Origin of the sequence: Psychromonas sp. SR45-3 (assembly GCF_014163575.1) — a bacterium.
GTDB lineage: Bacteria > Pseudomonadota > Gammaproteobacteria > Enterobacterales > Psychromonadaceae > Psychromonas > Psychromonas arctica.
This window is the reverse complement of record NZ_JACJDP010000008.1, coordinates 13,010-26,769: the sequence shown is the minus strand read 5'-3', so window position 1 is coordinate 26,769 and position 13,760 is coordinate 13,010. Positions and strand designations below refer to the sequence as shown.

13 protein-coding genes are annotated in these 13,760 nt (G+C 37.4%); 11 read left to right on the top strand and 2 right to left on the bottom strand.

Features of this window, described 5'->3' with window-relative positions:
• Window positions 1–77: 77 nt before the first annotated feature.
• Both H5084_RS06510 and rnd read right to left on the bottom strand, forming a co-directional pair.
• Complete coding sequence (locus H5084_RS06510) at window positions 78–1,421, bottom strand: AmpG family muropeptide MFS transporter (protein WP_037072058.1); 1,344 nt, start codon at window positions 1,419–1,421, stop codon at window positions 78–80.
• Between the two features lie 139 nt (window positions 1,422–1,560).
• Complete coding sequence (gene rnd / locus H5084_RS06505; protein WP_182689945.1) at window positions 1,561–2,670, bottom strand: ribonuclease D; 1,110 nt, start codon at window positions 2,668–2,670, stop codon at window positions 1,561–1,563.
• A 305-nt stretch (window positions 2,671–2,975) separates the two neighbouring features.
• On the opposite strand from rnd, the gene leuC reads away from it, so the two are divergent.
• The 11 genes from leuC (at window position 2,976) to H5084_RS06450 (ending at window position 13,756) form a co-directional block, all read left to right on the top strand.
• Entirely contained in the window at window positions 2,976–4,373 is a 1,398-nt protein-coding gene (gene leuC / locus H5084_RS06500) for a 3-isopropylmalate dehydratase large subunit (RefSeq protein ID WP_037072059.1), read from the top strand.
• A 10-nt stretch (window positions 4,374–4,383) separates the two neighbouring features.
• A complete protein-coding gene (gene leuD, locus H5084_RS06495; RefSeq protein WP_028869827.1) occupies window positions 4,384–5,004 on the top strand; it encodes a 3-isopropylmalate dehydratase small subunit in 621 nt (206 codons plus the stop codon).
• 153 nt (window positions 5,005–5,157) lie between these two features.
• Entirely contained in the window at window positions 5,158–6,687 is a 1,530-nt protein-coding gene (locus tag H5084_RS06490; protein ID WP_182689944.1) for an alpha-isopropylmalate synthase regulatory domain-containing protein, read from the top strand.
• A 184-nt stretch (window positions 6,688–6,871) separates the two neighbouring features.
• Window positions 6,872–7,303: a DUF3010 family protein gene (locus H5084_RS06485; RefSeq protein WP_028869829.1), complete on the top strand. Its 432-nt coding sequence runs from the start codon at window positions 6,872–6,874 to the stop codon at window positions 7,301–7,303.
• 519 nt (window positions 7,304–7,822) lie between these two features.
• On the top strand, window positions 7,823–8,353 hold the full coding sequence (locus tag H5084_RS06480; protein ID WP_182689943.1) for a hypothetical protein: 531 nt from the start codon (window positions 7,823–7,825) through the stop codon (window positions 8,351–8,353).
• 131 nt (window positions 8,354–8,484) lie between these two features.
• Entirely contained in the window at window positions 8,485–8,697 is a 213-nt protein-coding gene (locus H5084_RS06475; protein WP_182689942.1) for a cysteine-rich CWC family protein, read from the top strand.
• A gap of 290 nt (window positions 8,698–8,987) precedes the next feature.
• Window positions 8,988–9,857 (top strand): DnaJ C-terminal domain-containing protein, encoded by an 870-nt coding sequence (locus tag H5084_RS06470; protein WP_182689941.1) that lies wholly within the window; start codon window positions 8,988–8,990, stop codon window positions 9,855–9,857.
• 41 nt (window positions 9,858–9,898) lie between these two features.
• Window positions 9,899–10,255 (top strand): VanZ family protein, encoded by a 357-nt coding sequence (locus H5084_RS06465; protein ID WP_182689940.1) that lies wholly within the window; start codon window positions 9,899–9,901, stop codon window positions 10,253–10,255.
• A gap of 155 nt (window positions 10,256–10,410) precedes the next feature.
• Window positions 10,411–11,049 (top strand): uridine kinase, encoded by a 639-nt coding sequence (gene udk / locus H5084_RS06460; protein ID WP_028869833.1) that lies wholly within the window; start codon window positions 10,411–10,413, stop codon window positions 11,047–11,049.
• Between the two features lie 160 nt (window positions 11,050–11,209).
• Window positions 11,210–13,495, top strand: coding sequence for a bifunctional 23S rRNA (guanine(2069)-N(7))-methyltransferase RlmK/23S rRNA (guanine(2445)-N(2))-methyltransferase RlmL (rlmKL, locus tag H5084_RS06455; protein ID WP_182689939.1), 2,286 nt, complete (start codon window positions 11,210–11,212; stop codon window positions 13,493–13,495).
• 27 nt (window positions 13,496–13,522) lie between these two features.
• Window positions 13,523–13,756, top strand: coding sequence for a glutaredoxin family protein (locus H5084_RS06450; protein ID WP_182689938.1), 234 nt, complete (start codon window positions 13,523–13,525; stop codon window positions 13,754–13,756).
• Window positions 13,757–13,760: the final 4 nt, after the last annotated feature.

Sequence of the window (13,760 nt, the reverse complement as noted above, 5' to 3'; positions counted from 1 at the left end):
ACGTCACATTGGTTATAGTCACATTGGTTATAGTTGAATTGGCCATAGTTACATTGGCCATAGTTAAATCGATTGGCTTATTCTTCGATGATTTTTTTTAACAGTATAATTAAACCAAGCACAGGAACACCTATTAAGGCGGATCCGACAAAGAAGTTAACATAACCAAAACTATCTACATAGACGCCAGAAAAACCGGCAATAAATTTCGGAAATAACAGCATCATTGAACTAAATAATGCGTACTGAGTAGCAGAAAATTCAATATTGGTTAGTTTAGAAATATAAGTGATAAAGGCTGTGGTCGCAATACCTGCACTGATATTGTCCATCGAGATGATCAGAGTTAATAACGTTAAATCTTTTCCTACAAAGGCTAAAATAGCAAATATAAAGTTAGTCACGACAACCAAAAATGCACCCAAAAATAGGATCGTATAGGTGCTATAGCGTGTTAATAATATGCCGCCCAATCCTGCGCCAAGCAGGGTCATGATTACCCCAAATACCTTAGAAATGGCAGCTACTTCCCCTTTGCTATAGCCCATATCAACATAAAAAGGGTTAGCCATAATACCCATTACAATATCAGAAATACGATAGCTACCTATCAGTAATAATATTAATAAAGCATGCTTGCCATAGCGTGTAAAAAAGTCTGAAAAAGGCGCAACAATGGCGATTTCTAACCATGCCATAAAACGTGCAATAGGGGTTAAATGTATTTTTGTATGTGGCTGTAAAGCTCTTTCATATTCCGGTTCTTGGGCAATAAATGTGGTAATAATACCTACACTCATACAAGCTGCCATTACAAAGTATGATGTTGACCAGGCCGATAATTGGTAAGCCTGTGAGTCACTGACTAATGCTGCAATAGCTAAAGAACCGGCTCCGGCCATGATCATTGCGAGTCGGTATCCGGTCATGTAGGCCGCTGCCATTGCCGCTTGAAACTTCTCGGGAGCAGATTCGATACGGAACGCGTCAATGACGATATCCTGTGTCGCTGAACTGTAAGCAACGACTAAAGCACAAATAGCGAATAAGGTGAGATTTTGTTGAGGATCGCTCATTGCCATGCCAATAATTGCAACGGTAATGGCTAGTTGAGATAGCAATAACCATGAGCGTCGTCGCCCAAGCCAAGTGGTTAACAATGGAATAGATAAACGGTCCACAAACGGTGACCAGATCCATTTAAAAGCGTAAGCCAAGGCTATCCAGCTAAAGAAGCCAATGCTAGCCCGACTTACTCCCGCTTCTCGTAACCAAAATGATAAAGTGGAAAAAACTAATAAAATTGGAAGGCCTGCGGAGAAACCAAGAAAAAATAATATAGCAACTCGCTTTTGTAGATAAATTTTGCTGCTTTCTAACCATGTTGGTTTATCGGTGGGCGATGTTTTTTTTATTATCATTTATTACCCTAGTTACGTATTAATCGATATGCATCAGATGCACAAAAGAAATTAATATAAGACTGTTGGCTAACCGTCTAGATGAATTAGACGGTTTTTAGATTCGGTTATCTTATTCGCTGATCAAAATCAGCCAATGTTAATAGTTAAATTGATGCCCGATCAGCTCAAATCGCCATCCGCTTAACAGTTTTGGTTTGGTCGCTGTTAAACGCTGTTGATCAGTTAATTTCCAAGACCAACTTAAATACTCATTAATGACACGTTTAGAGGCAATTAATTCAACTGGTAGCTCATATTTTTCTGCGCAGGCTTTGATTTTATCGCGCATCTCTTTTAAGGTTTTTTTGTATTCAGGAAAATCAATTAAACGAGAAATGAGGGGCGGATAGGTTTCTGGATCTTGTGCGGACACTTCTGCGATAACCGATAAAATATTTTGTCCGTGAATACGAATTTCATTGGGTAATAAATTTAAGCGTTTTAAATCATTGATTGAAGCTGGCTGATAATAAGCTAATAACCATAAATGCTCAGCTTTCACTACAAAGTTAAGCGCCAGATTACGCGCTTGTGCAGTTTGTAATCGCCATTTCGCCAACGCTTTAATGATGGCTAAGCTGTGTCTATCTAACTTAAATAGATTATCTAAAGATTTATAAGCTTTATCCGGGTCAATTGGTTTCATTTTTTGATCTAAAATCATTTGGCATTCTTTTTCAAAAAAATCGGTCATTTTCTTTTCTGCAAGCTGCGCCTGTAAAACAACTAAACTCGGTTCAAGGTACAACACATCGGCGGCGGCGTAATGTTGTTGCTTTTGGGTTAATGGTCGTGCACACCAATCGGTACGAGACTCACCTTTATCTAACACAGCACCATCTATTAATTCGACCATTTTGGCATAACCTAATGACGCGCCGTGATTCAAAAATGCACAGGCTACCTGTGTATCAAACAACTTAATATTTAGGTCACCCTTTTGTTGCCTGATAATTTCTAAATCTTCACTACTGGCATGTAAAATACAGGCTTTGTTATCTATCGCCTGCCAAAAAGCACTGATATCTCCGATCGAGATAGGATCGATTAATACGATCTTTTCATTTTGTGATACTTGTAATAGACCTAAATTGGCATAAAAAGTACGGGTACGGACGAATTCAGTGTCTAAAGAAATAGGAGAGTTATCTAATGTGGCAATATACTCAGATAATTGTGTCAGTGTAGTGATGAGTTCAAATTGCATCAACGGTAAGCCTAATAGAGAGTTAATATGCCGCTATATTACGGAGTTTGTTATCTTTTTTCTATTGAAATATTGATTATATAATTTTCATTTGCTTTAATTTTGGTGCATAAAATGTATTAATTAGTGCATAAATATCTAATTGCTGCAGATAAAGTGAGGTCACTATATTGTAGGATTGACCTTGATCAATTAGAATGAGGCTTTACAAATGCGCCGCGATCTGCTTATTGATAATCATTCGTATTATCTAAATATGTTTAGGCCGGGAAAAGATTTTAAGTAATAGTGTGGTAAGGGAAACAATGACTAGAACAATGTATGAAAAAATCTGGGATGCGAACTTAGTTCATGAACCAGAAGCAGGCTCTCCGCTTTTGTTTGTTGATAGACATCTAATGCATGAAGTAACAAGCCCACAAGCGTTTGAAGGCCTTCGTCTGCAAAACCGTAAAGTACGTAACGTACATAGTATTCTAGGTACAATCGATCACTGTGTACCAACTAAAGATCGTTTTAATATTGTTGATGTTATTGCAAAAAAACAAGTTGAAACGATGACTGCTAACTGTGAAGAAAATGATATTAATCTTTACGGTATGGACAGTAAGCAAAACGGCGTTATTCACATCGTTGTGCCTGAGCATGGTTTCGTTCACCCTGGTATGGTTGTATGTTGTGGTGATAGCCATACAGCAACACACGGTGCATTTGGCGCACTAGCGTTTGGTATCGGTACGAGTGAAGTTGAACATGTAATGGCAACACAAACATTACAACAGAAAAAAGCAAAAACAATGCTAGTGAAAGTAGAAGGTAAATTACCTGCTTTCTCAACAGCTAAAGATATCGCATTAGCTATTATTGCTAAAACAGGTACTGCTGGCGGTACGGGTTATGTAATGGAGTTCGCTGGTAACACAATTACTGACCTCACAATGGAAGGTCGTATGACGCTATGTAATATGGCGATTGAAGCGGGTGCTCGTGCTGGTCTTGTTGCACCAGACCAAGTGACTTTTGATTACCTTGAAGGTAAAGAGTTTGCACCTAAAGGTGAAGATTGGCCTGTTGCTGTTGAATACTGGAAATCGCTTGTATCTGATCAAGGTGCAGAGTTTGATGCCGTTATTGAATTAAAAGCAGAAGATATTGCACCACAAGTATCTTGGGGTACATCACCTGAGCAAGTTATTTCTGTAACAGGTGTCGTTCCTTCTCCGTCTGATTTCACAAATGAAGTTAAATCACAAGCTTGTGCCAATGCACTTAAGTACATGGCATTAGATGCAGGTCAAAAAATTACTGATATCCACATCGATGTGGTATTTATTGGTTCTTGTACTAATGGTCGTATTGAAGATTTTCGTGCTGCTGCTGAATTACTGAAAGGTAAAAAAGTAGCTGCTGGCGTACAAGCGTTTGCAGTACCAGGTTCTTTCCCTGTTAAAGTACAGGCAGAGAAAGAAGGTCTTGATAAGATCTTTTTAGATGCAGGTTGGGAATGGCGTGATCCAGGTTGTTCAATGTGTCTAGCTATGAACGGTGATGAACTTGAAGATGGACAACGTAGTGCATCTACTTCAAACCGTAATTTCGAAGGACGTCAAGGTAAAGGTGGACGTACTCACCTTGTATCACCAGCAATGGCTGCTGCAGCATCAGTTGCAGGTCACTTTGTAGACATTCGAGATTGGAAATAGGGGCTAGATAATGCAACCATATATTAAACATACAAGTATCGCCGCGTTAATGGATCGTAGTAACGTCGATACGGATCAAATCATCCCAAAAAACTTCATGAAAAAAGTGGAGCGTACAGGTTTTGGTATTAACTTATTCCATAACTGGCGTTACCTTGCGGATAACATTACACCAAACCCAGAGTTTGAATTAAACAAACCGGCTTTTAAAGGCGCTAAGATATTAGTTGCTGGTGAAAACTTCGGCTGTGGTTCATCTCGTGAGCATGCGCCTTGGGCAATTGCTGACTATGGATTTAATACTGTTATTTCAACTAGCTTTGCTGATATTTTTTATAGCAACTGTTTTAAAAATAGTATTTTACCGATTATCGTAACTGATGAGCAACTTGCTGCTTTAATGGCTGAAATTTCTGCTAATGAAGGTGTTGAATTCACAGTTGATCTAGAAGCACAAAAAGTAACAACACCAGGTGGTTTATCAATCTCTTTTGAAGTTGATGCATTCCGTAAGGAATCATTACTTGATGGTCTTGATGACATCGCTTGGACACTGAAGCATGAAGAGCAAATTTCTGCGTACGAAAATGCACAGAAAAAACGTCTTCCATGGTTATGGCCTAGCGCTTAATCAATAAAAATTTAAACTATTCAAAAAATAGTTTAAACAGAAAAATCAAAGGCGCACTGGTTGCGCCTTTTTTATCGAAAACTTATTGCAGTGAAGGCTGAATGTACTGACTGCAATAAGCTTTTTTTCTTAAGATTACAAGTGGAGTAAACAATGGCTCAAGATAATGTCACTGTACAGTTGATGGATACAACATTACGCGATGGAGAACAAACGCAAGCAGTTTCATTTTCTCCTGCAGAAAAAGTTAGCCTAGCGAAAGCACTATTACAAAAGCTTAAAATCGATCGTATCGAAGTCGCATCAGCACGTGTTTCTGAAGGAGAAAAAGAAGCGGTAACCAAATTGAATACTTGGGCTGAAAAAGAAGGTTTAGTGGACCGAATTGAAGTATTAGGCTTTGTTGATCACACCTTAAGCGTGGATTGGATCAAAGATACCGGTGGTAAAGTACTTAACCTATTAGCTAAAGGCAGTTTAAAACATTGTACTGAGCAATTAAAAAAATCCTTAGATGAACATGTAGCAGATGTTAAACAAACGATAAATTATGCACTTGAACAAGGTCTAAAAGTTAATATTTACTTAGAAGATTGGTCAAATGGTTACCAAGATAGCCCACAATATGTCTATGACATGGTCACTCAACTAGCCGATACCGGTATTGAGCATTTTATGTTACCCGATACTTTAGGGGTGATGTCTCCCGATGAAGTGTTTGCCAGTTTAAGTGATATGGTGACTCGTTTCCCTAGTTTACAATTCGATTTTCATCCCCATAATGATTACGGTTTGGCAACCGCGAATGCTATGTACGCTGTTAAAGCAGGGGTTTCTTCTATTCATTGTACGATGAATTGCCTGGGTGAGCGTGCCGGTAATGCATCATTGACTGAAGTCGCAGTGGTCTTGAAAGATAAACTAGGCAAAAAAGTCAATATTGATGAATCGGAAATCCATAATTTAAGTAAATTAGTGGAAAACTTTTCAGGTAAACGTATCGCGGATAATACACCTATTGTAGGGGCTGATGTATTTACGCAAACTAGTGGTATTCATGCCGATGGCGACCGCAAAGGAGGTTTATATATTTCAGCACTGACACCGGAACGTTTTGCACGTTCACGCAGTTATGCATTAGGTAAAATGAGCGGTAAAGCCTCTTTAGCAAAAAACTTAGAAGCACTGGATATTGAACTGGATGCGGATCAACAGAAAAAACTATTAAAACGTGTTGTACGTTTAGGCGATCAAAAAGCGTCCATTACTGCTGATGATTTGCCCTTTATTATTGCGGATTTATTAGAGCGTAACGATTACAACTATGTTGAACTGTTAAACTGTTCAATTAACTCTGGGCTCGATTTAGAGTCAACGGTAAGTATTCGAGTGCGTGTTAAAGATAAAATTTATAAAAGCAGTGGTAGTGGTAATGGTGGTTTTGATGCCTTTATTAGTGCAATGACTAAAGTCTTAGATAAAAGTGCTTTTGTGTTCCCTGAACTGATAGATTTTGAATTACGTATTCCACCAGGTGGTAAAACCAGCGCCTTCACTGAGTGTACCGTTACTTGGGCCGATGGTGATGAGCAATTTACCACACGTGGTGTAAATGCTAACCAAGTACTAGCGGGTATTGGCGCAACTATTCGTATGATAAATTTACGTATGCATGCTAACTAGTTAAAGTGTATACTCGCGTTTTATATGAAAAATAAAAAATAATTTGCGACGCGAATATCAGATGAATGTTCATTTATTGTTCAGCGAGTTATTAGAAAAGCCTTAATCTTTGATTAGGGCTTTTGTTTTTTGGCTAATATACTATTAGCAGATGGATAATGATCGAAAGATAAGAGGAAAGAAAATGAGAGTATGTGGTGTTGAATTAACAGGTAACGAAGCCGTCATTGCGATTATGCAGTTTAAAAACGGTCTTTACGACGTGCCACCTGTGCGTACAACAAAACTAACATTAAATGACCCTATTAATACTGAACCGTTAAAAAAGTTCCAGTTTGATTTTGCGCAGTTAATGAAAGATTACCAAATTGATAAGGTGATCATTCGTGAACGTGCACTAAAAGGTAAATTTGCAGGTCATACTTTAAGTTTTAAAATTGAAGGTGCATTGCAATTAATGCGTGATGTAGAGGTACAAGTTATCTCATCTGACTATATCAAAAAAGGCCTTAAGCAAGCGCAAAATACACCAACAGCGGTTGAATTAGGACTTAAGAAGTTCCAAGAGCAAGCGATGTTAACCGCATTTGGTTATTTGCAAAATAAATTAGGTTAATTTATATCCGTTACTATTTATACCCGTTACTAATAGAGATGCTTCCTTCGACCATTAGCTCGAACAGCAAGATAAAGCGCAACATGATGACCTTTGAGCCATTAATTTCGTTAACTCTCTATCACTAGGTGTAAAAACAAGTTTTACACCTTTAATGGCTAGTTCTTATCGAATGTTGCAATGCTGAATTACTTGTTGAGCTAATGAACCACTGTGCAAGTGGTGAGGCAAGTTGTCTTTGTTGCGGTTATAAAAAGAGAGTGAAGTGTCGATTAAACGAGTTAGCTCTTCAACTCTCTGCTTAAAAGCTACTCAGCTCACAACTTGCTAAATGTTGCATCTTGAATGGGAACGGGGATTGTTTACACATTTATTATCGCTATTTTACCAATTTCATTCTGTATGGGGTCAGCTAGTTAGCTGAGTTGGTATTTTATTAGTAAACAACTTTTGATCGTCATAACACGACCATGATGAAATGAGTTGACCGTACTTTACTAAAATGACACGGAGAAACCTGTGGATACAAATTTTGAAAATTTTGTTACGCAATTTAAAGCACAACAGCCAGTTCCATTAGCTGCGTTTTTTTATCAAGCAGAGTTACACTTAATAACACAATTAAAGGATTACCTTAGTGTTGAGCAATCAACCGAGAGAAGTTTTTTTTCGTTAATTGAAGAAGCTAGAAAAACACACAATGAAGATACCAATAAACATTTTTGGAATGCATTAACCGCGTTTAATAAAATTAACTTTAACCCAAGCAAGCACAATACATTGCCTTGGTTGCGTTACGTTAACATTATCGAATCTTTACAAGGTTATGCCGGTAGCCAACTCTTTGCCTCAAAAAGCATTAAAACAAAACGCCAACATCGTTTGTTTTTTGCTTATATGCTGACTTGGGAGCACCTACGTTATATTGCAGGTAATGATGATGATTATAGCCCTAGTAGTGAGGTATTAGCTGCATACTCAAATGCACATAGTGAAGACGATCATCAGCATGATGAAAATTGTCAGCACGATACATGCAGTGCGCATTAGTATAAGTTAATATAAAGCCCTTTATTTAGTGAATTGAAGTGAGCCCAAATAGTGGTGGCGGTCTTGCTTTTAACTGGGCTTTGTATTTTACTTTTGCAATGCTAGCTTCTTAAATAAATTAGATGATTTAAATGACCGAACCAACAAATCAAGATGCTTGTCCATTTTGCTTACAAACTAATCGATGCGATGTCGCAGCGAAGCAGGGCTGTTGGTGTAATGATTTAACCGTACCACAGGCTCTACTAAATTTATTACCTGAACCATTAAAAAATACAAGCTGCATTTGTCGACAATGTATTGTCAGTTTTAATAATAATCCCTCACTATTTTTAAAAAAATAAACCCTTCCCTTTATGACATACTTTTTAAAGTATGCTAATTTTCTGATAAAAGATTCGTTGATATTATCACTAACATTTACAAGTAACTTTATTTGCTACTGTTTTGTTTTTTCCTTTAGCAATTTTTATGTGATTTAAATTTAGTTACGCTATAATTCGCGCGCTTTGTTGTACACTAAAAAACTGCCACCATTTTATATAACGGCTATCGCTGTTTAAGCAGCGAACGACTAAACCAGTGCACAATATCGCCGCATTATAGTAACTACAATGGAATTATTGAGAGAAAAATGTCGAAACGTGATTGTTATGAAGTATTAGGTGTTAGTAAAAGTACATCTGAGAAAGAGATTAAAAAAGCTTATAAAAAATTAGCGATGAAATATCATCCTGATAGAAATCCAGATAACCCTGTTGCGCAAGAAAAATTCCGTGAAGTTAAAGCGGCGTATGAAATATTAAATGATCCAGAAAAACGTCAGCAATATGATGATTTTGGACATAGCGCTTTTGAAAATGGCCAAGCCCAAGGGCGAGGTAGTTTTGGACAGGGTGGATTCAGCCAAGGCGGTGATTTCAATGATATGTTTGGTGATATGTTCGGTCAACGCCAACAGCGTCAAGAACGTTACCAACCTCAGCCACAAAAGGGCTCAGACATCATTTTACAAATCGATATGACCTTAGAAGAGTCTGTCGAAGGTTGTGTTAAAGAGGTGCGTTTACCGAATACAACCGAACCGTTATTAGTGACCATGCCAGCAGGTATTAATGATAAGCAACGAGTACGTGTTACGGGCAAAGGTAATCCTGGAACATTAGGTGCTGGACGCGGTGATTTATTTGTCGAAGTAGTGTTATTAGCACATGATTTTTTTACTCGAAAAGGCGATGATCTTTACTGTGATTTAATCACTTCATTTCCGGTGGCAGCTGTCGGTGGAACCGCTAAGGCTTCAACCTTTAGTGGACATATTAATCTGAAAATACCTGCTGGAACGCAAATGGGACGTAAATTTAGAATTAAAGGACGCGGTGTTAAATCAATGAATAGTGACCATATTGGTGATTTAATTTACACCGTTGTGATCCCAACGCCAACAGAACTAACAGAACATCAGCATAAGTTACTAAGTGAATTAGCTGAGACAATGACTTAATACATTAACTTAGATTTGAGCAACAAGGCCCATACTATTTTATGAACACTCTATTACAGCTAATAAGAAAATATTGGATAGCATTATCGTTATTATTAGTGGCGATAATTGCTTCACTATCATTAACTCCTTTAGCCAATTTACCAGGCGTACCGGGAAGTGATAAAACCCATCATTTTATTGCATACAGTGTTTTGGTTTTCCCATTAATGTTAAAAAAACCGAATAATTGGCTGGTTGTTTTTATCTTGTATGCCCTGTTAAGTGGAACCATTGAGTTAATACAACCTTATGTAAACCGATATGGTGAATGGTTGGATATGGTGGCCAATGTCGGTGGATTAGTTTGTGGTTCGATCGTTGCTTATTTTATTAATCGTTTTACTCGCAAACAGTAAACATTTACAAATCTAGCGTTAATAGAATTTATATTTTGCCCTTAACCTGTTTTAAGTCATTATTAAAATAAGTTAAGGGCATTATTGTAGGTTGTCATTACAGCGCTATACTATTTTATATTTCTAACATTTAATTAATTTTATGAAGGTCAATTTTGAATAAAAATCACTGTGTCGTTATCGCAATTGCAGGGGCTTCAGCCTCAGGAAAAAGTTTAATTGCACATACTATTTGTAATGAGCTTCGACAAGAATTAGGCACCGATCAAATAGGCATTATTTCTGAAGATGCTTATTATAAAGATCAATCCCATATGCCAATGGAAGAGCGTGTACAAACGAATTACGACCATCCCAAAGCCTTTGACCATCAGTTATTAAGTCAGCATATAAAATTGCTGCAAAATAACCAATCTGTTGAAATCCCTGTTTATAGTTACACTGAGCATACCCGTACTAATGAAGTGATTAACTTATCGCCTAAAAAAATCATTATTATTGAAGGTATTTTATTACTAACAGATTCAACATTGCGCACCCAAATTGATGCCAGTATTTTTATCGATACACCATTGGATATTTGTTTAATGCGTCGTTTAACACGCGATATTATGGAGCGTGGAAGAACATTAGATTCAGTGATGTCACAATACAAAAAAACAGTAAGACCGATGTTTTTACAATTTATTGAACCATCAAAGCAACATGCCGATATCATTATTCCTCGTGGTGGGAAAAACCGTATCGCGACGGATATATTAAAAACACGTATCAAATACTTATTGAATAAATAAGTTCGTTTCCAAACTCTACAAACATTAAAAACGCTTCTATTTTGAGGCGTTTTTTATTTTTAGTCACACATCAGAAAGAGGTAAAATTCCATAGGGATAATGCTGTTTGCAAGGTATAATATGCCCTATTTTTTTATTCAACAATTGCATGAGAGTGTCTATGTTCAGTTATTTTATCCCCACCGCGAAAGGGCTTGCGCCTTTATTAGAAGTAGAACTTAAAGAACTTGGTATTGAAAATACTAAGCAAATTGCTGGTGGTGTTAGCTTTGACGGTTCATTAGAGCAAGGTTACCAAGTATGTTTATGGTCTCGTTTTGCTTCTCGTGTTTTACTTAAATTAAGTGAATTCAAAGTGATCGACCCAATGGATTTATACCTAGGGTGTAGCAACATCCCTTGGGAATCACATTTTGATGTAGATAAAACCTTCTCCATTGACTTTTCTGGTAGTAACGACGAAATTCGTAATACACAGTTTGGCGCATTAAAAATTAAAGATGCCATTGTGGATCGTTTCCGTAAAAAATTCGATGAACGTCCTAATGTTGAAAAACGTGATGCCGATATTCGTTTCAATGGTCGTTTATATAAAGATAAAGCCTCTATCTACATTGACCTTTCTGGTTCTCCATTACACTTGCGTGGTTACCGCACTATCGCTGGTGAAGCACCATTACGTGAAACCTTAGCGGCAGGTATTGTTAAACGCAGTGGCTGGCAAGGTGAAGCTTTATTAGATCCAATGTGTGGTTCTGGTACGCTTATTATTGAAGCAGCAATGATGTCGTTAAATATTGCGCCGGGTTCATTACGTGAAACATTTGGTTTTGAGCATTGGAAAAAACACGATGCTGAAGCGTGGAAAACATTAAAAACGACGGCGCAGGTTTATGCTAAGCGTGCCGTTAAAGATTGTACTACACGTTTTTATGCCTCTGACTTAAGTAAAGATATGGTCGCGATTGCACGCCAAAATGCACAACGTGCAGGGGTTGCTGAGTTAATTGAATTCAGCGTGCAAGATGCTAAAAAAGTATTACCACCTGAAGAATTAAGTACTGGGCTGTTAATTTCAAATCCACCATACGGTGAACGTTTAGGCGGTTTTAGTGACACTATCAGTTTATATACTGAATTAGGTCATCACTTTAAAGAAGCTTTTGCAGGTTGGAACTTAAGTATGTTCGCGATGGATACTGAACTATTAAGTTGTTTAGGAATGCGCGCAGGCAAAAGCTTTAAATTCTTTAATGGTCCAATTGAGTGTGTACTTAAAAACTACCGAATTTCGCCTAAACGTTTAGTTGAAGGTGCGGCAATTGTTGAAGAAACACCTAAACCTGCTAAGCAGCCTAAACAGGCAAAAGCAGCTGAAGTGGTTTATAAAGAATCAACTGATGATAATCCATGGGGAACCATTACACCAACTCAAGAATTCCCGATGGCTGAAGAATCTGAATCTGAAATCGTATTTAAAGCAGTTAAGCAAATTAAGCCTGCTATCTATGCGGAAGACTTTGCTAACCGTTTATTAAAAAATATGAAACGTTTAGACAAATGGGCTAAACGCGAAGATATTCAATGTTACCGTTTATATGATGCTGATTTACCTGAATATAACGTAGCCATTGATCGTTATAACGAATATTTAATTATTCAAGAATACCGCGCTCCTAAAGAAATTGATGCACAGAAAGTACGTCGTCGTTTCTTAGATATCGTTTCAACTACGCGTTATTTATTAGATTTAACCGATGACCAATTAATCATCAAAGTGCGTGAGCGTCAAAAAGGTCGTCAGCAATATGAAAAATTAGACAGTAAAAAACAACGTTTAGTGGTGCAAGAAGGGCCTGCAAAACTGATTGTAAATTTACAAGATTATTTAGATACTGGTCTGTTTTTGGATCACCGTCCAACACGTTTACGTATTGGCAATATGGCCAAGGGCAAAGATTTCTTAAATCTATTTTGTTACACCGCAACCGCTTCTGTTCATGCGGCATTAGGTGGTGCTAAATCAACAACCAGTGTCGATATGTCTAATACTTACCTAAATTGGGGCCAAGAAAACTTCACTGAAAATGGCATTCAAGGTAAGCATGAATTTATTCAACAGGATTGTATTAAATGGTTACAACATGCGCATGAAATGTATGACCTTATTTTTATTGATCCACCTACCTTTTCGAACTCTAAACGTATGAGTGATGTGTTTGATGTGCAAGATGACCATGTGGCATTATTAACATCGGCGAGTGAGCGTGTTAATCCAAACGGAGAGATTATTTTCTCGAATAATAAACGTGGCTTTAAACTTGACCTTGAAGCAATCAAAGCACTTGGTTTTTATGTCAAAGATATTAGTAAAGCATCGATCCCTGAAGATTTTAAAGGTAATGATAAAATCCATCAGTGTTGGTTACTGACTAAGCATAGTTAACAAATTATAAGTAATAGACAATTAAAAATGAGTTTACCTGTTTTATATCATACCGATGGTTGCCATCTTTGTGAGCAAGCAATGGCATTGTTAGCGCAATGCCAAGTTGACTATGTGTTAGTCGATATCATTAGCGAACAACACTTAGTCGATTCATTTGGTATTCGTATTCCAGTATTAGAAAACGCAAACGGCCAACATCTTGATTGGCCTTTTGCGTCACCTCAAATCAAACAATTCTTATCACCTAATAAAGAGTGAATAA